This is a genomic window from Rhodoferax ferrireducens (genome assembly GCF_003347515.1).
GTDB lineage: Bacteria > Pseudomonadota > Gammaproteobacteria > Burkholderiales > Burkholderiaceae_C > Rhodoferax.
This window is the reverse complement of record NZ_QEII01000276.1, coordinates 45,396-67,571: the sequence shown is the minus strand read 5'-3', so window position 1 is coordinate 67,571 and position 22,176 is coordinate 45,396. Positions and strand designations below refer to the sequence as shown.

19 protein-coding genes are annotated in these 22,176 nt (G+C 60.3%); 12 read left to right on the top strand and 7 right to left on the bottom strand.

Annotation, left to right across the window (positions count from 1 at the left end):
• Positions 1–7: 7 nt before the first annotated feature.
• On the top strand, positions 8–487 hold the full coding sequence (folK, locus tag C5P05_RS15580; protein ID WP_114970779.1) for a 2-amino-4-hydroxy-6-hydroxymethyldihydropteridine diphosphokinase: 480 nt from the start codon (positions 8–10) through the stop codon (positions 485–487).
• Between the two features lie 36 nt (positions 488–523).
• A complete protein-coding gene (locus tag C5P05_RS15575; RefSeq protein ID WP_114970759.1) occupies positions 524–2,359 on the top strand; it encodes a methyl-accepting chemotaxis protein in 1,836 nt (611 codons plus the stop codon).
• Between the two features lie 47 nt (positions 2,360–2,406).
• On the opposite strand, the gene C5P05_RS15570 is transcribed toward C5P05_RS15575, so the two are convergent.
• From C5P05_RS15570 to C5P05_RS15560, 3 genes are all read right to left on the bottom strand, one after another.
• The gene (locus C5P05_RS15570; RefSeq protein WP_114970758.1) at positions 2,407–2,862 is read right to left on the bottom strand and encodes a RidA family protein; all 456 of its coding nucleotides are present in this window, start codon (positions 2,860–2,862) and stop codon (positions 2,407–2,409) included.
• Positions 2,863–2,948: 86 nt separating this feature from the next.
• A complete protein-coding gene (locus C5P05_RS15565) occupies positions 2,949–3,944 on the bottom strand; it encodes a transglutaminase family protein (RefSeq protein ID WP_114970757.1) in 996 nt (331 codons plus the stop codon).
• The gene (locus tag C5P05_RS15560; RefSeq protein WP_198674738.1) at positions 3,944–6,667 is read right to left on the bottom strand and encodes a circularly permuted type 2 ATP-grasp protein; all 2,724 of its coding nucleotides are present in this window, start codon (positions 6,665–6,667) and stop codon (positions 3,944–3,946) included. The genes C5P05_RS15565 and C5P05_RS15560 overlap by 1 nt, the downstream gene beginning before the upstream one ends.
• Positions 6,668–6,829: 162 nt before the next feature.
• Here C5P05_RS15560 and C5P05_RS15555 point away from each other — a divergent pair, with 162 nt between their 5' ends.
• Complete coding sequence (locus C5P05_RS15555) at positions 6,830–8,416, top strand: methyl-accepting chemotaxis protein (protein ID WP_114970756.1); 1,587 nt, start codon at positions 6,830–6,832, stop codon at positions 8,414–8,416.
• A gap of 48 nt (positions 8,417–8,464) precedes the next feature.
• On the top strand, positions 8,465–8,902 hold the full coding sequence (locus C5P05_RS15550; protein WP_114970755.1) for a bacteriohemerythrin: 438 nt from the start codon (positions 8,465–8,467) through the stop codon (positions 8,900–8,902).
• A 28-nt stretch (positions 8,903–8,930) separates the two neighbouring features.
• Here the strand turns inward: C5P05_RS15550 and C5P05_RS15545 are convergent, their stop codons facing one another.
• The 3 genes from C5P05_RS15545 to C5P05_RS15535 form a co-directional block, all read right to left on the bottom strand.
• A complete protein-coding gene (locus C5P05_RS15545; protein ID WP_114970754.1) occupies positions 8,931–12,410 on the bottom strand; it encodes a DUF2126 domain-containing protein in 3,480 nt (1,159 codons plus the stop codon).
• A gap of 119 nt (positions 12,411–12,529) precedes the next feature.
• Positions 12,530–13,666 (bottom strand): iron-containing alcohol dehydrogenase, encoded by a 1,137-nt coding sequence (locus C5P05_RS15540; RefSeq protein WP_114970753.1) that lies wholly within the window; start codon positions 13,664–13,666, stop codon positions 12,530–12,532.
• 139 nt (positions 13,667–13,805) lie between these two features.
• Positions 13,806–14,141, bottom strand: coding sequence for a hypothetical protein (locus C5P05_RS15535; protein ID WP_114970752.1), 336 nt, complete (start codon positions 14,139–14,141; stop codon positions 13,806–13,808).
• 153 nt (positions 14,142–14,294) lie between these two features.
• Between C5P05_RS15535 and C5P05_RS15530 the strand changes: the two genes are divergently transcribed.
• Together C5P05_RS15530 and C5P05_RS15525 are read left to right on the top strand one after the other, a co-directional pair.
• Positions 14,295–15,266: an alpha/beta hydrolase gene (locus C5P05_RS15530; protein WP_114970751.1), complete on the top strand. Its 972-nt coding sequence runs from the start codon at positions 14,295–14,297 to the stop codon at positions 15,264–15,266.
• Entirely contained in the window at positions 15,259–16,137 is an 879-nt protein-coding gene (locus tag C5P05_RS15525) for a YbgC/FadM family acyl-CoA thioesterase (RefSeq protein WP_114970750.1), read from the top strand. Before C5P05_RS15530 ends, C5P05_RS15525 begins: the two co-directional genes overlap by 8 nt.
• Positions 16,138–16,165: 28 nt before the next feature.
• On the opposite strand, the gene C5P05_RS15520 is transcribed toward C5P05_RS15525, so the two are convergent.
• Positions 16,166–17,095, bottom strand: a complete 930-nt coding sequence (locus C5P05_RS15520) for a YgfZ/GcvT domain-containing protein (RefSeq protein ID WP_114970749.1) — start codon at positions 17,093–17,095, stop codon at positions 16,166–16,168.
• A 46-nt stretch (positions 17,096–17,141) separates the two neighbouring features.
• Here C5P05_RS15520 and mltG point away from each other — a divergent pair, with 46 nt between their 5' ends.
• The 6 genes from mltG to C5P05_RS15490 are packed head-to-tail and all read left to right on the top strand — an operon-like array spanning position 17,142 to position 21,676.
• Positions 17,142–18,125, top strand: coding sequence for an endolytic transglycosylase MltG (gene mltG, locus C5P05_RS15515; RefSeq protein ID WP_114970748.1), 984 nt, complete (start codon positions 17,142–17,144; stop codon positions 18,123–18,125).
• A gap of 6 nt (positions 18,126–18,131) precedes the next feature.
• A complete protein-coding gene (tmk, locus tag C5P05_RS15510) occupies positions 18,132–18,782 on the top strand; it encodes a dTMP kinase (protein ID WP_114970747.1) in 651 nt (216 codons plus the stop codon).
• Positions 18,779–19,798 (top strand): DNA polymerase III subunit delta', encoded by a 1,020-nt coding sequence (locus tag C5P05_RS15505; RefSeq protein ID WP_114970746.1) that lies wholly within the window; start codon positions 18,779–18,781, stop codon positions 19,796–19,798. Before tmk ends, C5P05_RS15505 begins: the two co-directional genes overlap by 4 nt.
• On the top strand, positions 19,791–20,153 hold the full coding sequence (locus C5P05_RS15500) for a PilZ domain-containing protein (protein WP_114970745.1): 363 nt from the start codon (positions 19,791–19,793) through the stop codon (positions 20,151–20,153). Before C5P05_RS15505 ends, C5P05_RS15500 begins: the two co-directional genes overlap by 8 nt.
• A 48-nt stretch (positions 20,154–20,201) precedes the next feature.
• A complete protein-coding gene (locus tag C5P05_RS15495) occupies positions 20,202–20,996 on the top strand; it encodes a TatD family hydrolase (RefSeq protein WP_114970744.1) in 795 nt (264 codons plus the stop codon).
• Between the two features lie 20 nt (positions 20,997–21,016).
• Complete coding sequence (locus C5P05_RS15490) at positions 21,017–21,676, top strand: ankyrin repeat domain-containing protein (protein ID WP_114970777.1); 660 nt, start codon at positions 21,017–21,019, stop codon at positions 21,674–21,676.
• The last annotated feature ends 500 nt before the right edge of the window (positions 21,677–22,176 follow it).

The following is a 22,176-nucleotide window of genomic DNA, read 5'->3' as shown; positions in this document are numbered from 1 at the left end:
GGCTGTGGTGCGCTCTCCGGTCGCAGCCTATATCGCCTTGGGTGCCAACTTGGGTGACCCCGGCGCAGCCCTGATTCAGGCGATGGATGACATGGCGGCCATCAGTGGTATTCGCTTGGTCAAGCGATCGTCTCTGTACCAGACTGCACCCGTTGAATCGAGCGGTCCGGATTATGTGAATGCGGTCGTCGAAATTCAGACCGTGTTAAGCGCACCAGACCTGCTGGCCCAGATGCAACAACTGGAGCAAGCGGCGGGGCGCGAGCGCACTTACCTCAATGCACCGCGCACCCTGGATATCGACATATTGACCTATGGCGGTGCCAGCGTGAACAGCCCGACACTCGTCATTCCGCATCCGCGCATGCACGTGCGTGCGTTTGTGTTGCTGCCACTGGCCGAGATTGCACCGCACCTCGTGACTCAGGAGCAGTTGCGGGCCGTGCAGTCGCAAATTATCGAGCGGCTTACCGGCGACAATCTGTAAGATGGCCGCGCGCCCAAAATTATTATTGGAGACATCATGAATCTCAACAACATCCGTCTTGCCGCCAAGCTGTGGCTGGCCACCGGGCTCATCGTTCTGGGTCTTTGTATCGTGGTCGGGTACACCGCCCTGCGTTCAGCACAGGACCGGACGGACAGCACAGCCGTACTGGATGCGCTGAGCAACAAAGCCAAGTTGGCCAATCGGTGGGCGGCGTTGACCGAAACCAATGCCGCACGTTCGCAAGCGGTGTTGCTCAGCAGCGATCCGGCGGTCGAAATCGGCTTGAAGGACGCTATCGCGGCCACATCGGCCCAAATCGGTGACATTCAAAAATCGATTGAGGCAAGTGGTCTGACGGTGGCCGACCGGTCGCAAATGGAAACCATCGCAGCTAACCGCAAGCTCGTGCTGGACACGCGGGCAACGGCCATGAAACAACGGGCAGATGGCATGCCCACGGAGGTCACCATCACGTTTGACACCCAATACAAGCCGGCCATGGCTGCCTATCAGAAATCCCAGCTTGAATTTGTGGCCATGCAGGACAAGGCCTTTGATGCATCACGCCTGTCTTATGCGCAAAGGGCGAAGGATCTGTCAACCATGGCCACCACGGCGATCCTGTTGCTGATTGTCAGCATTTTGGCCGGTGCCGCGTGGCTGATTCGCTCCATTCGCCAGCCGCTAGTGCAGGCCAGTGATCTGGCGGCCCGAATTGCACAAGGCGACCTCAGCATGCAGATTGACACGTCGCGAGGTGACGAGTTTGGCGACTTGATGAAGTCGCTTGCGTCCATGAATCAGTCCCTCGGTCGCATGGTGCACCAAGTGCGCCAGAGTACCGACAGCATTGCCACGGCCAGCGCGGAGATTGCCAGTGGCAATAACGATTTGGCCCAGCGGACCGAGCAAACTTCCAGCAATCTGCAGTCCACGGCGTCGTCCATGGACCAGCTGACCACCACCGTGCAGCACAGTGCCGACAATGCACGCCAGGCCAGCCTGCTGGCGGCCAACGCTTCTTCGGTGGCGGAGAAGGGTGGGGCGGTGGTCAAGCAAGTGGTCTTCACCATGGAGGAGATTAACGCCAGCAGCAAAAAAATCTCCGACATCATCGGTGTGATCGATGGCATTGCCTTTCAAACGAATATTTTGGCGCTCAATGCGGCCGTGGAAGCGGCGCGTGCCGGTGAACAGGGGCGTGGTTTTGCCGTGGTGGCGAGCGAAGTGCGCAGTCTGGCGCAACGCAGCGCCGAGGCCGCCAAGGAAATCAAGATGCTGATTGGCACCTCGGTCGACAAGGTCGCGTCAGGCACCAAACTGGTTTCGGATGCCGGCGTCACCATGAGCGACATCGTGCAATCGGTGCGCAAGGTGGCCGACGTGATTGGCGAGATCACGGCAGCTTCCGCCGAGCAAAGCTCAGGGATTGCCCACGTTAACAAGGCGATTGGCAACCTCGACCAGATGACGCAGCAAAATGCCGCCTTGGTGGAGGAAAGCGCGGCGGCAGCCGAGAGCCTGCGCGACCAGGCCAGTCAAATGGCGCAGGCCGTGGCGGTGTTCAAGATCAGTGAAACAGCGGTGTCTGTGGCGGCGCGACCCATCAGAGACATAACGCCGCGTGCCAGCGCCCTCGCGTACAAACGGCCCCAACAGCTGCCGGCAAGCAAACGGATGCAGGCGCTGGGGGCGCCGGGCAACGCACCAGCAGCCAGTCCGGCCAGGAAACCACTAGCGCTGGCCAATACGCGTGCTCCCAGCCCGGTCAAGAAAACACTTGCCGTGGCTGCGCCAGCTAAATTGACACCTGCCAGACCCGCCGTGGTGGCGAAGCAGACAGCCGATTCGGATTGGGAAACCTTCTAGGCTTCTAGGCCTGCAACCGGACTAGCGCAGCCCGGTATTGGGGCTAGTCATTCCAGTTCGGCGATGAGGTCTATTTCAACGCAGGCACCCATCGGATTTTGTGCCACGCCAAAAGCGCTGCGCGCATGCAATCCCTTGGTCCCGAAAACTTCGCCGATCAGCTCGCTCGCGCCGTTGGTGACGAGATGCTGTTCGGTAAAGTCGCCGGTTGAATTGACGAGTGACATGAGTTTGACGATGCGCTTGACGCGGTTGAGGTCGCCCACCGCCGCGTGCAAAGTGCCCATCAAGTCAATGGCGATGGCCCTTGCCGCCGCTTGGCCCTCGACCGTCGTCATGGTCTTGCCGAGTTGTCCAACCCAGGGCTTGCCGTCCTTTTTGGCGATGTGACCGCTCAGAAAAACCAGGTTGCCGGTCTGCACAAAAGGTACATAGGCCGCCACCGGGATGGCCACGGGCGGCAAGGTGATAGCGAGTTCGGTTAGTTTGGCGTAAATGCTCATGATGCTTCCTTTGGGATTATTTATGAATGAAATTGGCCGCTAGCCCTTATATCATCTGCGCAAGAAGCTATCTAATTTATAGCGACCTACGTCTGTGACTGGCTTTGGCCCTGAGTTTGACTCTGGCCTTGCGACTGTGTCTGTTCCTGCGGTTTTGGCTGACCACTCTCCTGAGTTGCCAGGTTGTCGCTGGGCACGGGCTCCACGGTAACACCCACAGACAGCGTGTGACTGGCGCCACCGTGAATGACCCCGCGTATCGGCGACACATCGCCAAAGTCGCGCCCCGTGGCCAATGTCACATAGTCTTCCCCCGGTGCGTGCCAGCCGGCCCGGTTGTTGGTGGGATCCAGGTCGCACCAGCGCGCCTGCGGCGGTAGATCTGGCACACAAACCGACACCCAAGCGTGCGAGGCGTCGCTGCCTCTGAGTTTGACCGTGCCGGGTGCCGGGTGGGTCAGCAGGTAGCCGCTGACATAGCGTGCCGGGATGCCCATCACGCGCAGGCAGGCAATCAGGATGTGGGCGAAATCCTGGCACACCCCTTTGCGCTGGGCCAGCGCCACTAACGCCGGGGTGTTGATCTCGGTGCTCTGACTCTCATAAATAAAGTCGGTGTGAATCCGCTGCATCAGGTCTTGCGCGGCCGCCAGCACACCGACGCCCGGGGCAAAACTGGGACGCGCATAGGCGGCAAACTCAGGGTCGCGGGGACAGAAAGGTGACGCAAATACGAACTCCGTGGCGGCATCAAAACGGCCACCTGACTGATAACGAAAGAGTTCCCGGGTCTGTTCCCAACTGATGCTGCTCGTGGGCAAGGGCCGGGTCTCGGTCGAAACCACGCTGTGTGCCACCACCTTAAGTTCGGTATGAGGGGTCTGAAGTGAAAAAAAACAGCGCGCGTTGCCGAAAACGTCCAGCGCTTGCCGGGTTTGCGCGGGTGATGGGCTGATGTCCAGCACGTGGCTCAGAAGCTGCTGGTGGCGGGTGTTCACGGGTTGCAGATAAGCCATATGCTGCGCCGTTTCAACGGCAGGCACGTAGTCATAGCAGGTTTCGTGGGTGATTTGCAGCTTCATCAGGTACCAAGGCTTTGATTGGACTCGCCGGAATGGGTGAAATACGTGGTGCTGATCGCGTCTGACACGTTGAACGCCGCAGCTGTACATTGCAGCAACAAATCGTTCAGGGCCAGGAAACATCCAGGCTCAGTACCCGGCGCATGGCCCTGCGTGCTGACGGTGTCGTCCGGCGGCACTTCACACAACTCGGCAAGGCTCCAGGCCGTCGGATCCGGTACCCGGTGCGACAGGACGCTGAGCTCATTGGGCTCACTGCCGGCCAGTTTTGCCAGGCGTCCGCGCAAGGTGTGGGCCACCCAGGCCAACGAGCGGGGGTTGTCGCGATCGAGCACCAGCAAGTCGAGCAGGGCGGCAAAGTCGCGGCTTTGCTGGTATTGCGCGTGAAAGGTAATTGTGCTGTCAAACAGCTCCATCATGGCTTCAAAGCCACCCTCCGTGTGCACCGAACCGGTCTCAAATCCACGCATCAGCGCGCTCGCCAGAAAACCCAGTCGCTCAATGTGACGGCCGATGCTCAGCAAGCGCCAGCCGTCGTCACGGGTCATGCGATCAATCTGCGCACCGGTGATGGCCGCCATGTGGTCGCTGGTCCTTTTCAGCACCTGCAATGCTTCCAGCGACGAATAGTCGCCGCTGGAGGCATGCTCCGCGCAGCTCGCAAACAGCTCTTCTTCAGCCCGGACGATCACGCGCCAATGTTCCTGCGACAGGCGCTCGCGCACGGTGGCACCGGTCATCTTGAGGGCCCGCAGGTAGTAGCCGACGCTGGTGGCGCCCTCGGTGCTGCCCAGGCTTGAGATCAAGGAGCGCTCAAAAACGCGACGCGCCTGGGCGGCCGAGGGCACACTGGGCAGCACCAGGGTGTTGGCAACTGCCATGTTGCTGAGCCACGCGAGCAGGGACGGGGAAGATTGATCTTCCCCGTTCAGGCATTCCAGCGTCAGGCGGGCCAGTCGGATGGCGTTCTCGGCGCGCTCGGTGTAGCGCCCCATCCAGAAAAGATTCTCTGCCGCCCGACTGGTGACCAGACGCTTGCGCTGCGCCAGCGTAGCCGGTGTCAGATGCGGCTGCAGCAAGGTGGTCTTATCCACCTCGCCACGGGTCCGCACCCAGACGTCGGCACTGCTGCCACCGCGCTGCATGGAGGCTATTTCGGCCCCGGCACCCGCCACGCGCGCCAGCCCGCCTGGCAGTACGCGCCACGACTGGGGCCCATCGGACACGGCGAACACCCGCAGCACGACCGAGCGCGGCACCACTCGCCCATTTTTTTCGCCGGCACGGTTTGCCTGCGTTGAGGCCTGCCAGGTAGGCATCTGTGACAAGGGCATATACGCCTGAACCGTGTGTTCTTCGCTTTGTCGAACAATGCGCCCGGCCCATTCGTCAAGTTCGCGCGGCGAGAGGGATCGACCCATCACAGAATCAAAACTGCCATGGGCAAGCGAGCCGGAGTAAGTGGACTTGATGGCGCAGTCCCGCAGTTGGGGCAGCGCTTCTTCCATGGCCGAGCGTTCGCCGCACCACCATGTAGGCAGGGCAGGCAACTGCAACTCCTCGCCCAGCAGATGTCGGGACAGCGCCGGCAAAAAACCCAGCAGAGCCGGGGACTCCAAAAAGGCCGAACCTGGCGCGTTGGCCACCAGCACATTACCGGCGCGAATGGCCTGCAACAGGCCGGGCACGCCCAATGTGGAGTCAGAACGCAGCTCCAGCGGATCCAGGTATTCATCGTCCACCCGTTTGAGCAGGCCATGCACCGCCACCAAGCCTCTGAGTGTCTTGAGATAAAGACGCTCGTCGCGCACGATCAAGTCGCTGCCTTCCACCAGGGTCAGGCCCAGATAGCGCGCCAGGTAGGCGTGCTCAAAATAGGTTTCGTTGTAAGGGCCGGGCGTGAGCAATGCGAGGTGCGAGTCGGCTCCCGCCGGGCTCATCCGTTTGAGGCTCTCCATCAGCGCGCGGTAGGTGCCCGCCAGACGCTGCACACGCATGGACTGGAATGCCTCAGGAAACTGATTGGATATGGCCAGCCGGTTTTCCAGCAAATAGCCCAAACCCGACGGCGCCTGACAACGCTGGCTGACCAACCACCAATTGCCGTCTGGCCCGTGCGCCAGGTCAAAGGCGGCGATGTGGAGGTGGGTGTCGCCGACGGGATTGACGCCATGCATCGCCCGCAAGTAGCCGGGGTGCCCCTGCACCAAAGCAGGCGGCAATAAGCCCTGGGCCAGCAACTGTTGCGAACCATAAACGTCCGCTATCAATCGCTCCAGCAATCGCATGCGCTGCAGCACACCGGCTTCGATCTGCTGCCAGCTGTCGGGCTCAATAATCAGGGGAAACAGGTCCAGCGACCATGGACGCTGGGGACCGCCTTCATCGGCATAGACGTTGTAGGTGACACCGTTGTCGCGGATTTGGCGTTCCAGACTGCTCGTGCGGTGGTCTAGATTGACCGTGCCGTCATCTTCCATGTTTTCAAAGAATTGACGCCAAGCCCCCGTCAACTCTTGATCATCAGCTACTAAATTTGAAGTATCTGTGCTGCTCTGGTTGGCGTTTGGGCCCGTAGCACCGCGCAATTCGTCGAAATGGCCAGATGCTGCCGGGCAGGCCAGCGCCATGGCCGCCAGGTCGAGTTGCCGGGAGGCATCGCCGGCAAATGGGGATTCGTTTGCGTCTTTCACTGGGTGAGAGTATGCCAGCGTAGCCGCCATCCGCGACGCCCGCCGCGTTTTTGGCGGGGCGCGCAAAGCAGTGCGGCATTCTCTGAATTTGATTCATGTCAAGCATGCTGCGTTTAGGCCACCGCGGCAGGTATACCAAGAAGGCTAACCCCGACAATCGCTGAAACGGCCAATCCAAATCAGAGGAGACACATGAACATCGGCAACCTGAGAATCGGTACTCGCCTGGGGTTAGCATTTGCAATGCTTATCCAGATGATGTTGGGCATGGTTTTGATTGGTGTCCTGGGATTCAATGAAGTGGGTGACATCAACAGCAGGATCATCGAGAAGGACTGGGTCAAGGCCGAGGCGGCCAACGTGATCAATGCAACGACGAGGGCCAACGCCCGGAGCACGATGGAGTTGCTTATTGCGACCGACCAGACGCAGACGGCCAAGCTGAAAGCCCAGATCGAGGCCAACAAGAAAGCCATTAGCGAAGCCTTGGCAACGCTGGACAAGCTGATTTACCTGCCCGAAGGACGGGCATTGCTGGCCCAGCTAAAGGATTTGCGTGGCAAGTATGTGCTTTCTTTCAGCCAAGTCGCCAAATTGCTGGATGAGGGCAAGAAGGACGAGGCCATCACCACCATGAACACCGAGACGCTTCCGGCACTGGACGCGTTACAAGCCCCCATCACGGCCTTGACCGAATTGCAGAAAAAAATCGTTGTGGCCAGCAGTGATGACATCAGGGAGAACATTCACATGGGCCGCAACCTCATGTTGATGCTGGGCGTGCTCGGCGTTCTGGTCGGTGCCAGCCTGGCCTACTGGATTACCCGCTCCATCACGGGCCCCATGAAAGAGGCCGTGCACCTTGCCAGGACGGTCGCCTCGGGGGATTTGTCCAGCCATATCGACGTGCGCACCCAGGACGAATGCGGCCAGTTGCTGCAGGCACTGCAGGATATGAATGACGGCCTGGTGGCGATCGTGAGCCAGGTGCGCAGTGGCTCGGGGGCCATGGCCACCGCCACCAGCCAGATCGCGGCCGGCAACCTGGACCTGTCCTCCCGCACCGAGGAACAGGCCAGTGCGCTGGAGCAGACGGCGGCTTCCATGGAAGAGCTGGCGGCCACCGTCAAGCAGAACTTTGCCAGCGGCAAGCACGCCAACCAGCTGGCCGGGTCCGCATCCGAGGTGGCCGTCAAGGGCGGTGCGGTGGTGGCGCAGGTGGTACAGACGATGGAAGCCATCAATGTGTCGTCCAAAAAGATTGCCGACATCATTGGCGTGATTGACGGCATTGCCTTCCAGACCAACATTCTGGCCCTGAACGCGGCAGTGGAAGCCGCGCGGGCGGGCGAGCAAGGGCGCGGCTTTGCCGTGGTGGCCAGCGAGGTGCGCAGTCTGGCCGGCCGTTCGGCGACGGCGGCCAAGGAGATCAAGACCCTGATCGGGGCATCGGTCGACAATGTGAACGAAGGCTGCAAGCTGGTGGAGCAGGCTGGCAGCACCATGGATGAACTCGTCGTCAGCGTGCGGCGCGTGGCGGACATCATGGGCGAGATCACCACGGCCAGCCAGGACCAGTCCGCCGGTATTGACCAGATCAACCAGGCCATGACCCAGATGGACCAGGTCACCCAATCCAATGCGGCCTTGGTGGAAGAAGCCGCGGCCGCCGCCCAGTCCCTGGAGCATCAAGCACAAAACATGGTGCAGATCGTGAGGGTGTTCAAACTGGGTCATCGCGGTGGCCCGGCTTTGGCGTATGACAGGGCGATGGCATGACCGCGGGACAGCAGACAGTCCACCTTAATCAAATCTGGAGGACTGGCGATGGCGTATTTTGAATGGGCAGATGACCTGGTGATCGACAACGGCCCGATTGACAAGGACCATCGCCAGCTGGTCGATCTGGTCAATGAATTGCACACGGCGACCAGCCAGGGACGCGGCCAGGATGTTGTCGCCAGAATCCTGGACGAATTGATCCGCTACACGGTTGAGCACCTGCAACGGGAAGAGCAACTGATGGCGTCCCTCAACTTTCCGAACCTGGTGCAGCACAAACAGGGTCACGACAAGTTTATTGAGGACCTGCATGGCCTGCACAAAAAATATGCGGCCGGAAGCTTTACGGTGGCCTCGCAGTTGTCTACCGTGCTGCGCGACTGGTTGTCACTGCACATCCGGCGCAGTGACAAGGAGATTCTGTCTTTCGTCAAGAAAAGCGGGCCAAAATCAAATCTTGGCCTGGCACACAGCAAGAAATAATCGTCAGCCGTTTCTTCGGAACAGCAGCCTAGCCGCGTCGCAAATCCAGCGTGAATGGAAACTCCCGACTGGCCGCCACGTTGATGGTGGCCGGCGGAACGACCAGCGTGCCTGGGGTGTGACCCATGGCGACAAAGCGTGACATGCGTCGACTCTCCGCCTCGTAGGAGTTCACCGGGAAGGTGTCGGGGTTCAAGCCACCCGGGTGGGCAACGTAGTACTGGCAGCCGCCGACGGAGCGCTTCATCCAGGTGTCCACAATGTCAAACGTCAGTGGCGCATGAATGGCGATGCTGGGATGCAGCGCCGAAGGCGGATTCCAGGCCTTGTAGCGCACACCAGCCGCGTATTCGCCCATGGTGCCGGTCGATTGCAGGGGCAGGGCACGACCATTGCAGGTGACCACGTAGCGGCTCTCGTTCAGGCCGGTCACATGGACCTCAATGCGCTCCAGAGAGGAGTCCACATAACGGGCAGTGCCACCCGGCACGCCTTCCTCACCCATCACATGCCAGGGCTCCAGCGCATTGCGCAAGGTGAGTTCAATGCTGGCTGACTGGATCGAGCCGACGACGGGGAAGCGGAATTCGTAATGCGGCGCAAACCAGCTGCTGTCGAACGCGAAACCGGCGCTGCGCATTTCAGCCATGACGTCATCAAAGTCCATTTTGATGAATATGGGCAGCAGGAAGCGGTCATGCAACTCGGTGCCCCAGCGCGTAGCGGGCGCTTTGTAAGGCGCTTTCCAGAAGCGGGCGACCAAGGCGCGCAACAATAGCTGCTGCACGATGCTCATGCGCGGGTGCGGCGGCATCTCGAAGGCGCGCAATTCCAGCAAGCCCAGGCGACCGGTGGCCGAGTCGGGCGAGTACATCTTGTCGATGGAAAACTCGCTGCGGTGCGTGTTGCCGGTGGCATCGATCAGGATGTTGCGCAGCGTGCGGTCCACCAGCCAAGGCGGCATGCTGTGGCCATGCAGTTCGCGGCTTTTGTAGATTTGCTCGATGGCTATTTCCAGCTCATAAAGTTGGTCGTTTCTGGCCTCGTCCACACGCGGCGCCTGGCTGGTGGGTCCAACGAACATGCCGCTGAACAGATAGCTCAGGGAAGGGTGGTTGTGCCAGAACAGCAGCAGGCTGGCCAGCAGCTCAGGCTTGCGCAAAAACGGACTGTCAGCCGGTGTCGCACCGCCCATCACAAAGTGGTTGCCACCGCCCGTGCCGGTGTGGCGACCGTCCTTCATGAACTTCTCGGCCGACAAGCGCGACTCGAACGCCACGTTGTACAAGAACTCGGTGTTCTTGACCAATTCCTTCCAGTTGTTCACCGGATGGATGTTGACCTCGATCACGCCGGGGTCGGGCGTGACTTGCAGCAGCTTGAGGCGCGGGTCGCGCGGAGGCGGGTAGCCTTCCAGCACGATCTTGAGGCCCAGCCCTTCGGCCGTGGCTTCGATTGCCGCCAGCAAATGCAGGTAGTCCTCCAGCTTTTCGAGCGGCGGCATGAAGATGTACATCACCCCCGACTTCTTGCCGACCGCCTCGGCCTTCGGGCCGCTGGCGCGGCGTGGGTCGCGCACTTCAACACACAAGGCGGTACGGGTGATCCAATGCGCTGATTCCTTGTGCAGGGGAATCCGCGCAAAGTCGTCCGGTTCAGTTTGCAGAGCGGTTTGCGCGCTGCTCGTCACCGGGCTCACAGCCACGCGGCTTGCATCCTGAAATTTCCACACGGCTTCGGGTTGTGGCCCGGAGCCGGTCAGGTAAGGCGATGAACTCTGACCATAACGTGCCGCAATCTCACCGTGTGCGGCCAGACCCGAACGCGGAGCGGACGGATCTTGCTCAAGCAGGTAGGGGTAATCCGCCTCGCTGACCCAGGGCAGCGAGTCCAGCGGCAGGCGCAGCCCCATGGGCGAGTCGCCCGGCATCAGGTACATGCGTTCATCGCGCAGGAACCAGGAACCCGTGGTCCACAGCGGCCCTTCAGGGGCGGGTTTTTCAGCAACCTTGAGCGGCAGCACGTAGCCCACCACCGAATCCAGCTTTTGCTCGAACACGCGGCGCAAGCGTGCGCGCTCCATCTCATCGTCCAGTTTGGAGTTGAACGGGTCCACGTTAACGGGCAGGCGGCGCTCGCGCCACAGGTAGTACCACACGTCTTCGTAGGCGCCCAACATGTGTTGGTCGGTGATGCCGAGCTTGGCCGCCAAGGTTTGCGTAAAGCGCCGGGCGTCTTCGCTGGTGTAGTGCGTCGGCGCACGTTCGTCGGTGAACAGCGCCGGGTTGGCCCACACGGGCTGGCGATCCGCGCGCCAGTAAATGTTGAGGGCCCAGCGCGGCAACTGTTCTCCGGGGTACCACTTGCCTTGACCGAAGTGCAGAAAGCCGCCTTCACCGTATTCGGTACGCAGTTTTTGCACCAACTCGGTGGCAAAGCCCCGTTTCGTTGGCCCCAGCGCGTCCGTGTTCCATTCTGGTGCATCGCGGTCATCTACCGCTACGAAAGTGGGCTCACCCCCCATGGTCAGGCGCACATCGCTGGCCATGAGCTCCTTGTCCACCGCGTTACCAAGTGTCATGACGTCGGACCACTGCTCTTCGGTATAAGGCTTGGTGACGCGCGGTGACTCGTAAATACGTGTCACGGCCATGTGATGGGCGAATTCGACCTCGCACTTGTCCATGCCGCCTTCGATGGGCGCTGCGCCCGACGGTTGCGGCGTGCAGGCCAACGGAATGTGGCCTTCGCCGGCCAGCAAGCCGGAGGTGGCGTCCAGCCCAACCCAGCCCGCGCCGGGCAGGTACACCTCGCACCAGGCGTGCAGGTCGGTGAAATCGACTTCGGTGCCGCTGGGGCCGTCGAGGGATTTCACATCCGGTTTCAACTGAATCAAATAGCCGGACACAAAGCGTGCCGCCAGCCCGCAATTGCGCAACAGCTGCACCATCAGCCAAGCCGAATCGCGGCACGAGCCGGACCCCAGCGTGAGTGTTTCTTCCGGTGTCTGCACACCGGGCTCCATGCGAATCGTGTAACTGATGGCCTTGTGCACCATCTGGTTCAAGTCGACCAGAAAATCGATGGTGCGGCGCTCCTTGCGGTCGATGCGGGCCAGACAGGCCTTCATCGGTTCGGTCAGTTCATCAGCCGCCAGGTAGGGCGCTAGTTCCTGTTTCAGCAGCTCTTCGTAGCTGAAAGGGAAGTTTTCGGCCGCCGGCTCCAGGAAGAAGTCGAAGGGGTTGTACACCGCCATCTCCACCACCAGATCGACCGTGACCTTGAATTCACGTGTTTTCTTCTCAAAGACCAGCCGGCCCTGGTAGTTCGCGAACGGGTCTTGTTGCCAGTTGATGTAATGGTCAGCCGGCTCGACCTTGAGCGAGTACGAGATGATCTTGCTGCGGCAATGCGGCGCTGGCCGCAAGCGGATGACCTGGGGACCCAGATTGACCAGACGGTCGTATTTGTAGTGGGTAACGTGGTTCAGTGCAGCGTGAATGGACATAGTTCGTCTCGTTGATTGGGCAAGGCAAAGCCTCACTGTGGACACATACTAGCAATGTTGGTGCCAGTCGATGGCGGGCGATGCGTTTGAATTTCAGGACAAGCTATTTTTTGCAGAGGCTACATGGACTGCGTCAGCATATCGCGGTACTCATCCACGCTCGCGATGCGCGGGTTGGTCTTGTGGCAATGGTCAAGCATGGCGCCGGCGATGATTTTGTCAAACCAGTCGCTTTGCACGCCCATGGCGGCCAGCCCGGTGGGCAGGTCCAGCCGGGCGTTCATGTCCTTGATGGCCTCCGGAATGTCGCTGGCCGAGGCAAGTCCCATGGCATGCGCCATGCGTTGCAGGCGCTGCTCTTTCTGGATCGATTCGGCGGACGCGTTGAAGCGTATGACGACAGGCAAAAACATGGCGTTCAACGTGCCATGGTGAAGGCGGGGATCCACCCCGCCCAGGCTGTGGCTGAGCGAATGCACGCAACCCAGGCCTTTCTGGAACGCCATGGCGCCCTGCATGGAAGCGCTCATCATGTTCAGGCGCGCTTCACGGTCAGCACCGTCGCGTGTGGCGCGTTCAATATGCGCCCAGCCACGCGTCAGCCCGTCCAGCGCAATGCCATCGGCCGGCGGGTTGAAGGCCGGCGCCATGAAGGTTTCCATGCAATGCGCGATGGCGTCCATGCCGGTGGCGGCGGTGAGTTTCGGCGGCAAACCCAGGGTGAGTTCGGGGTCGCAAATGGCAGCCTTGGGTACCAAATGCCAGGAATGAAACCCCAGCTTGCGGTGGTCGTCCACGATGATGATGGCACCGCGCGCCACTTCGCTACCGGTGCCGCTGGTGGTTGGCACCGCAATCAAGGGGGCGACTCGGTCCGTGATACGGGGTGCCCCCCCTTCGATCGTGGCGTAGTGGGTGAGCGGGCCTTCGTGCGTGGCCGCAATGGCCACGCCTTTGGCGCAATCAATGGCCGAGCCGCCACCGACGGCGATCAGCCCATCACACTTTTGATTCTTGTAAAGCGCTGCGGCGGCGCGCACGGCCGCCTCGGTGGGGTTGGAGGGCGTCTGGTCAAACACAGTCACCGTCACGCCGGGCAGGGCATCCAGCGCTTTTTGCAACAGGCCAGCCGCTTTAACGCCGGGGTCGGTCACGATCAGCGGACGGGTGATACCGACACGCTCACACTCTTGTTTGAGCAGCTTGATGGCGCCAAACTCGAACTGGATTTGAGTCACGTAGTAAATAAGTGCCATGGCGGTGTGCGATGTTGGGGGAAGAGTTGCACTTTAACAAGAACCCTGCATGCCGTTACAGCTGTCTGCGCCCGGGTGCCAGCAAGTGCTTGCCGCGTCTACCACTACTTCATCAAAAGACGCCTCATCAAGCCAACTATCATGGCCCGTTCGGTGTCGTTTGGTGATCTCGTTCGTTCGCGCAGTCCGCGTTCTGCCTGCAACCGCTCCGGGTGCTGTGCCACCACTGCAGCAACTGTTTGAAGTTGCCGCCAAAGCTGCGCTCAAGAAGCTCTTCTGACACCGTTGAGCAGTGTGCGGCCGAGTTGAAATCCAGGAGCGTGGTCGATGCCAGTTGCTCACAGTGAAGGTAGATCGTCTTGAGTTCCGTCTCCGTCAAAGAACTCAAATGAGAACGATCAGGTGGGGACGTGTTGGCGGCGAATGCTGCAAGAGACAACAGCAAGACCGACGCACCCAAGGTTACATTTGTCATCGATCCCTCCCCAGCAATCTCAAAAAAATGCTCACATGACGCTGAAAATATAGGAGTTCCACGCTCTGTGATTTGTTCTTTGTCAACGAATTTTGTCGTGCAATTTCAGTTAAAAGAACTTGCTGTATCCCTCATTTTCACGAGCCCGCCTGCATGAGTCACCACCGCAACCCCCGAGCACTGCTCACACCCGCCATGCACAGTGTGCTGGAGCGCATGGCACGCGCCGCACCCGTGCCGCTGCATGCGCTCACGCCCGTGCAGGCCCGCGCTGCTTATGAGGTGGGCGCGGGGGTGCTGGAAATCCCTTCGCCCAAACTCCATCGGATTGAAAGCTTTACGTTTCCCACCCGTGATGACCATGACTTGCCCGTGCGCCTCTATGCCCCATCGGGCGAGAAGTTGCCAGTTCTGGTCTATTTCCATGGCGGTGGCTTCACCATTGGCAGCATTGCGACCCACGACGTGCTGTGCCGCACTTTGAGTCATCTGGCCGCTTGCGCCGTGCTGTCGGTGGACTACCGCCTGGCGCCCAAACACAAGTTTCCGGTGGCGCATGACGACGCCTGGGATGCCGTGCAGTGGGTCGCCCAACACGGTGCCGACGTCGGCCTGGACGTCAGTCGTATCGCAGTGGGCGGCGACAGCGCGGGAGGCACCTTGGCCGCAGCCTGCGCCGTGCACGCCCGCGACGCGGCCTTGCCATTGGCCTTGCAACTGCTGTTTTACCCCGGTTGCGCGGCACACGAAGACACACCGTCACACAAGACATTTGCCCGTGGTTTCTTGCTGGAAGAGCCGCATATCACTTATTTCTTCAACCACTACCTCCGCACGGCCGCCGACCGCGACGACTGGCGCTTTGCCCCCTTGAATGCGCCGGATGTGGAGGGCGTCGCCCCCGCATGGTTCGGCCTGGCCGAATGCGACCCCTTGGTGGACGAAGGGGTTTTGTATGCCGATAAACTGCGTGCCGCCGGTGTGCCCGTGGACCTGGAGATTTACCGCGGCGTGGTGCACGAATTCATCAAAATGGGGCGCGCCGTCCCCGAAGCCCACCGCGCCCATGCCGATGCGGCCCGCGCCCTTAAAACAGCTTTTCAATCGCAAGCCCACCATGACTGACACAACCCGCCAGGATTTTCGTTTTTTCCACCGTCTGCGCGTGCGCTGGGCGGAAGTGGACATGCAGCGCATCGTCTTTAACGCCCACTACCTGATGTACTTCGATACCGCCATGACCGACTATTGGCGTGCCTTGGCCTTGCCCTACGACACCACCATGCAAACGTTGGGGGGCGAGTTGTATGTCAAAAAAGCCACCGTCGAATTCCATGCCTCGGCGCGGGCGGACGATCAACTGGAGGTGGCGCTTAAATGCCGCCGCATCGGTACCTCGTCCCTGGCCTTTGACGGCGCCATCTTCCGGGGCAATGAACACCTGATTAGCTGCGAACTGATTTACGTGTTTGCGGACCCCGCGACGCAAACCTCCAGACCGGTCCCGATCGGTTTGCGCGACATCATGGTGGGCTACGAGGCCTGGGAGCCCATGGTGCGGGTTGAGTTGGGGACATGGCAAGCCCTTGGGCCCGCCGCGAGCCAGGTCCGTACCGAGGTGTTTCTGGAAGAGCAGCGCATTCCGGTCGACATGGAGTGGGACGAAGCCGACGAGAGTGCTGTTCACGCGCTGGCCCGCAACCGCCTGGGCCTGCCCGTGGCCACTGGGCGCCTGCTGCAGCACGCGCCCGGTGTGAGTCAAATTGGCCGCATGGCCGTTAACCGCCTGTTGCGCAGCGCCCATGTGGGTCGCGATGTGCTGCAGGCTTTGATGCTGGCCGCAACCCAGCGTGGCGACCATGAAGTGCGCTTGCACGCCCAGCGCTCAGCCGAAGGTTTTTATGCCCGGCTGGGTTTCTTACCACGGGGTGAGCCGTTTGAAGAGGCGGGGATTGTGCACATCGAGATGGCTCACCCCTTGAAGCCGGGCCTGTAGGGGCCGACCCAGCCTGTCGCAACAGGCCTTAAATATCGGCCAACAGGGGATAAGGCGGCGGTGCAACGACAAGCGCCGGGCCGCTGGAACTACCCAGGTGCAAGCCGCCGGCTTCAAACGCCGAGACCTGCAAAACAACGATGGCGTCAAACCCCGCTGAGATGGAATCCAAGGGCACGGCGGCAGCCTGCGCCACCGTGCCACAAGGTTGGGTCGTATCACTGGCCAGAAAAACCTCGTCGCCCGCCTTCATGGCGACGTCTGAATGGACCAGGTAGGCGCGGCGCTTCAGGGTGCCGCGAAACTGGCTGCGCGCCACCACTTCCTGACCGGGATAGCAGCCTTTTTTGAAGTTCACGCCACCCACCGATTCGTAGTTCAGCATTTGCGGCACAAAGGCTTCCATGATCGGGGTCGTGATCATGGCCACACCGCTGCGCACCTCGCTCCAAGCCCAGTCTTGTTCGCTCAGGGCTTCGCCCGCCGGGGCCGCCTCGGCCACCGGGGCCAGCCACAAGGCCCGGCGCACGCCCTCTGCGGGATATAAGCAAACCACGCTTGCATTGCCAATATCGACCTTGGCCCAAGCAGACTGTGCGCTAGCAGCTATTGATTCAATAGCACTTCCGGCCAAACCATAGATCGCGTAGTCGCTGCTGGCATCAGTCAGCTTCGCCTTGGCACGCAGGACGAACATGGACAGGCGCTTGAGCGTGGCCGCCAAAATATCGCGGTTGCACACCAGCAGTATTTCGGTCGGGCTGCGTTTGAAGCCATAGAAGCTGGCCTGCATCCGGCCTTTGGACGAGCAAAAGGCCGCCAGCCGGGCTTCTGACTGGCCTAGCAGCGAAAAATCCTGCGTCAACTGGCCGTGAAGAAATTTGGCCGCATCTTCACCTTCGACGCGGATAACGCCCAAATAAAGCAGCGGGGCAACGCCATTGAGTTTGTTTTTCATGGGTGAATTATCATCCCCACTCCATCTTGTGTAAGGCTGTAGGGCTGTGCTTCGTCTCTTTAAGTTATTTGTTTTGTTGGCTGTCCTGCTGGGTGGTGGCGCAGCCTGGTGGGTACACCAACCCCTGCCCATGAAGGCCGAGATGGTTGACCTGTCGGTCGAGCCCGGTACGTCCGTGCCCGGCATCGCCCAGGCGGTGAGCGACGCGGGGGTGCAAGTTGATCCATCCCTGCTGTATTGGTGGTTTCGGCTGTCGGGGGAGGCCCGCCAGATCAAGGCGGGAAGTTATGAGCTCGAACGCGGAATCACCCCGCGCAGCCTGTTACGAAAACTCGTGCGTGGCGACGAGGCACTGCGCGCCGTGACGCTGGTGGAAGGCTGGAATTTCATCCAGTTCCGCGCAGCGCTCTTAAAAGCAGAGCATCTAAAGCCCGACACAGAAGGGCTATCGGCTGGTTCAATCATGAGTTCATTGGGGAGACCGGGCGTCCATCCGGAAGGCCGCTTTTTCCCCGACTCCTATACCTATGCCAAAGGCAGCAGCGATCTGGCGGTGCTCAAACGCGCGATGCGGGCCATGGACAAAAAGCTGGAGGCCGCCTGGAGCCAACGGCTGCCTGATACGCCCCTTAAAACGCCTGAGCAGGCTTTGATTCTGGCCAGCATTGTCGAGAAAGAGACCGGGCGCGCCAGTGACCGCGCCATGATCGCCGGTGTGTTTGTCAACCGGCTGCGTATTGGCATGATGCTGCAGACCGATCCCACGGTCATCTATGGTTTGGGCGCGACCTTTGACGGCAACCTGCGTCGGCGCCACCTGCAGACAGACACGCCCTGGAACACCTACACCCGCACTGGCTTGCCGCCGACCCCGATTGCCATGCCCGGCAAAATGGCCTTGCTCGCCGCAGTACAGCCTGCGCCGACCAGTGCCCTGTATTTTGTGTCACGCGGGGACGGCACCAGCGAATTCAGCGCCAGCCTGGAAGAGCACAATCGTGCGGTTAACAAATACCAGCGTGGGCAATAACCGCATATGACGACAACGGGTGGACTTTTTATCAGTTTTGAAGGTATCGATGGCGCTGGAAAATCCACCCATATTGAAGGTCTGGCCCAGGCGTTCAGGGCGCAGGGCAGGGCAGTGACTCTGACCCGCGAGCCAGGCGGTACACCGCTGGCTGAAAAATTGCGCTCCGTGGTGTTGAATGACACGATGGACGCCATGACCGAGGCCCTGCTCGTGTTTGCCGCCCGACGGGATCATCTGCAGCAACTCATTGAACCCGCTCTGGCCCGAGGCGATGTCGTGTTGTGTGACCGCTTTACCGATGCGACCTTCGCCTACCAGGGCGGCGGGCGCGGGTTTGATCTCAGTATACTATCAATATTAGAGCAATGGGTGCAGACAGTACGAGGGCTAGAGGCCGATTTCATTCGAGAACCCGATTTAACCGTGTGGTTTGACCTGCCCGCCGAAATCGCAGCGCAGCGTTTGGCGGGCGCACGAACCCCGGACAAATTCGAGGCCCAGCCGGTTGAATTTTTCAAGAGTGTGTCAGACGGTTACCTGAAGCGCATGCTGGCGTCTCCCAGTCGTTTTGTCCGGATTCAGGCCGACAACACGCGCGATGCCGTCTGGCTGGACGTCTTGACGGCGGTCCAGGGCCGAGGCTGGTTGCCATGAGTGCCGCCGCCGTCGCCCCCTGGATTGCCGCGCAAGCCACGCAGCTGTTGGCCCAAAGGGGCCACGCCTGGCTGCTGGCAGGTCCTTCCGGACTCGGTCAGTACAGCCTGGCGCTGGAACTGGTGCGCGCCTGGTTGTGTGAGCATGCCTCAGAGCACGGTGCCTGTGGCAGCTGCGGCAGTTGCCACGCCATTGACGTGCGCACCCATGCCGATTTATGCGTCTTGATGCCCGAAACCGTCATGCTGGAGCTGGGCTGGCCCTTGAGCGAAAAGGCCCAGTCCGATATCGACGACAAGAAACGCAAGGCCAGCAAGGAAATTCGGGTGGATGCCATGCGTGACGCCGTCGAGTTTTCACAGCGCACCAGTGCCCGGGGCCGCGGCAAGGCGGTGCTGGTGTTTCCGGCCGAGCGCATGAACAACATCACCGCCAATGCGCTGCTCAAGACGCTGGAAGAGCCGCCCGGCGATGTGAAATTTGTGCTGGCCAGCGACGCCGCGCACCAACTGCTGCCGACCATTCGCAGCCGTTGTCTGGGCCACACCATGGCCTGGCCGGACGTCGCAAGTTCGCTGAAGTGGATTGAAGAGCAGGGCGTTCCGCCGGCGCAAGCCGCCGTGGTACTGCGCGCCGCCGGTGGGCGCCCTGCGGACGCCCTGCTGTTTTCCCAATCCGGCCGCGACGCCCAGTCTTGGGTCAAGCTGCCCAAAGCGATGGCGCGAGGTGATCTGAGCGTCTTGAAGGACTGGTCGCCGGCGCAAACGGTCGACGCCTTGCACAAGCTGTGTCACGACGTACTGGCGGTCCAGACCGGCGCCAGCCCCCGGTTTTTTGAGGCGGCAGATCTGCCTGCAGGCGGTTCAGTCGCCGCTTTGACAGCCTGGAGCCGTGCGCTGGCAAGCACCACGCGCACCGTCGAGCACCCCTTCAATGCCGGCTTGATGCTGGAAGCGCTTGTGAGTCAGGCCCAAACCGCCCTAAACTCAAAATACCAAAAACCCGCTCATGAGTAACTCCGTTCCCGCCACCCCACGCCCCAGCGTCATTCAGTTGGCGATCAAGGAAAAGGCCGCTCTCTATGCGGCTTATATCCCCCTGTTTGCTGAAGGGGGCATCTTTATTCCAATATCGCGCGAATACAAGCTGGGCGATGATGTTTATGTTTTGCTGTCTCTGCCGGAGGACCCCCAGCGTTACCCCGTGGCGGGTAAGGTGGCGTGGGTGACACCCGCCAAGGCGTCCAACAATCGCACGCAGGGCATTGGCATCCAGTTTCCCAAGGATGAAAAGTCACGTGCTCTCAAGCTCAAGATTGAAGAGATCTTGGGTGCCCACCTGGCATCTGACCGGGCCACACAAACCATTTAAGCCCGGGGTACTTCCTCGGCCGGCCGGTTTGATTTCAATTGACTACCTATGTTTACCGACTCGCACTGTCATTTGACTTTCCCTGAACTCACGGCACAGCTGCCAGCTATCCGGCAGGCCATGGCCGACGCGCAGGTGGACCGCGCCTTGTGTATCTGCACGACCCTGGAAGAGTTTCCCGAGGTTCAGGGGCTGGCCAGCCAGTACGACAACTTCTGGGCGACGGTTGGCGTACATCCCGATAACGAAGGGATCACCGAGCCCAGCCTGCAGGATCTGCTGACGCGGGGCCAAATGCCGCGCGTGGTCGGGATCGGGGAAACCGGGCTCGACTACTACCGCCTGGGCGAGCGCAGCGTGGCCGACATGGAGTGGCAACGCGACCGCTTCCGTACCCACATCCGCGCCGCGCGACAGCTCAACTTGCCGCTCGTGATCCACACGCGCAGCGCCTCGGACGATACCTTGGCCATTCTTCGGGAGGAGGGTGAATTTGGCACAGCCGCTTGTGCTGGCGGCGTGTTTCATTGTTTTACCGAGACGGCCCAGGTGGCGCGTGCGGCACTCGACCTGGGTTTCTACATTTCGTTTTCCGGCATTTTGACATTCAAGAATGCACAGGATCTGCGTGATGTGGCGGCATTTGTGCCATTTGACCGTTTGCTGATTGAAACCGACAGCCCTTATCTGGCGCCCATGCCTTATCGTGGAAAAACCAATAATCCGTCGTATGTGCCTTATGTTGCGGCCCAGTTGGCTGCCATCAAGCAGTGCCCGGTGGAATACATTGCCGAGATGACGAGCCGCAACTTTGAGGCGCTGTTCAAAGGCGTTCTTCGGTGAAGTTTGACGATATTTCTATCATGCGAACTTACTTTAAGAAGTTTTTATATCTTATTGTTTTGTATGGTTTTTCAGTTTGCCATGCAGGCTCGTATGAAGACTTTTTCAGCGCTGTCAAACGCGATGATGCCGACACCGTTTCCTCATTGCTGACCCGAGGTTTTGACGTCAATACGATCAGCACGACCGGTGAACACGGCCTGATCCTGGCGATTCGGGAGCCATCGCTCAAAGTCGCAGCCGTCCTGATCAACTGGCCCAAGGTCAATGTCGAAGCACGCACCCAACAAGACGAAAGCCCGCTCATGCTGGCTTCGCTGAATGGACTGACTGAGATTTGCGAGCAATTGATCGCCAAGGACGCGGATGTCAACAAACCGGGCTGGGCACCGCTGCATTACGCCGCCACGCATGGACACCTAGCGGTGATGACATTGTTGCTGGACAACCATGCCTACATCGACGCAGCGTCGCCCAACGGCACGACGCCACTCATGATGGCGGCGCACTATGGTACGCCGTCCGCGGTGAAGCTGCTGCTGGAGGCTGGCGCAGACCCCATGCTCAAGAACACGCAAGGCTTGTCGGCCCTCGATTTCGCCCATAGCGCCAATCGGGCAGATTCGGCCGAGATCATTGCTGCCTTTGTTCGTGGGCGTCAACCCAAAGGAACCTGGTGAGCTTGAAATCCTCTTTTGTTGCACTTTATACGATGTATATTATGTTAAGCAAGATGCCCGGGTAAAGCCAATGCTAAGTACACCTGACGATCAATGGGCCAAGACGTCCCCCAGTCCTTTAGCGCCAGAGTGTCCGACTGCAGTGACTTTGGCCATGCCCAGGTATGTACCGATGACCATCTAGAGAAGAAAATCGGCCTGTGGCTAAGAAATGGTCATCGCCACTTCTTCACGTTGGACATATGGCCACCGTGACTGGCGCCATCAAATGATGGCTAACGCCACATACCTTGGTCCGAATCCTGGCCAACTTGTCCGATTTCAGTGATTTTGGCTGTATTTCGTGCCCGACTGCCGTGACTTTGGACTTGCCTGGTTTAGGCTGCTGGTCGTTAACAGAGCTGGAGTTGCGCGGGGACTCTTGCCGGAACCGGAATGAGTCCATCCGACACGCCAGCCGCCATAAGGAATCGAATCCACTCCTGTTTCAGCCCCCTTTG

Excerpts from the sequence above, each read along its gene's own strand:
- C5P05_RS15570 (WP_114970758.1), bottom strand. The coding sequence starts at position 2,862 with ATGAGCATTTACGCCAAACTAACCGAACTCGCTATCACCTTGCCGCCC.
- C5P05_RS15575 (WP_114970759.1), top strand. The coding sequence starts at position 524 with ATGAATCTCAACAACATCCGTCTTGCCGCCAAGCTGTGGCTGGCCACC.
- C5P05_RS15500 (WP_114970745.1), top strand. The coding sequence starts at position 19,791 with ATGAGTAACTCCGTTCCCGCCACCCCACGCCCCAGCGTCATTCAGTTG.
- C5P05_RS15490 (WP_114970777.1), top strand. The coding sequence starts at position 21,017 with ATGCGAACTTACTTTAAGAAGTTTTTATATCTTATTGTTTTGTATGGT.
- tmk (WP_114970747.1), top strand. The coding sequence starts at position 18,132 with ATGACGACAACGGGTGGACTTTTTATCAGTTTTGAAGGTATCGATGGC.
- C5P05_RS15505 (WP_114970746.1), top strand. The coding sequence starts at position 18,779 with ATGAGTGCCGCCGCCGTCGCCCCCTGGATTGCCGCGCAAGCCACGCAG.
- C5P05_RS15525 (WP_114970750.1), top strand. The coding sequence starts at position 15,259 with ATGACTGACACAACCCGCCAGGATTTTCGTTTTTTCCACCGTCTGCGC.
- C5P05_RS15520 (WP_114970749.1), bottom strand. The coding sequence starts at position 17,095 with ATGAAAAACAAACTCAATGGCGTTGCCCCGCTGCTTTATTTGGGCGTT.
- C5P05_RS15495 (WP_114970744.1), top strand. The coding sequence starts at position 20,202 with ATGTTTACCGACTCGCACTGTCATTTGACTTTCCCTGAACTCACGGCA.
- C5P05_RS15560 (WP_198674738.1), bottom strand. The coding sequence starts at position 6,667 with ATGGCGGCTACGCTGGCATACTCTCACCCAGTGAAAGACGCAAACGAA.
- C5P05_RS15535 (WP_114970752.1), bottom strand. The coding sequence starts at position 14,141 with ATGACAAATGTAACCTTGGGTGCGTCGGTCTTGCTGTTGTCTCTTGCA.
- C5P05_RS15550 (WP_114970755.1), top strand. The coding sequence starts at position 8,465 with ATGGCGTATTTTGAATGGGCAGATGACCTGGTGATCGACAACGGCCCG.
- C5P05_RS15540 (WP_114970753.1), bottom strand. The coding sequence starts at position 13,666 with ATGGCACTTATTTACTACGTGACTCAAATCCAGTTCGAGTTTGGCGCC.
- C5P05_RS15565 (WP_114970757.1), bottom strand. The coding sequence starts at position 3,944 with ATGAAGCTGCAAATCACCCACGAAACCTGCTATGACTACGTGCCTGCC.
- C5P05_RS15530 (WP_114970751.1), top strand. The coding sequence starts at position 14,295 with ATGAGTCACCACCGCAACCCCCGAGCACTGCTCACACCCGCCATGCAC.
- C5P05_RS15555 (WP_114970756.1), top strand. The coding sequence starts at position 6,830 with ATGAACATCGGCAACCTGAGAATCGGTACTCGCCTGGGGTTAGCATTT.
- C5P05_RS15545 (WP_114970754.1), bottom strand. The coding sequence starts at position 12,410 with ATGTCCATTCACGCTGCACTGAACCACGTTACCCACTACAAATACGAC.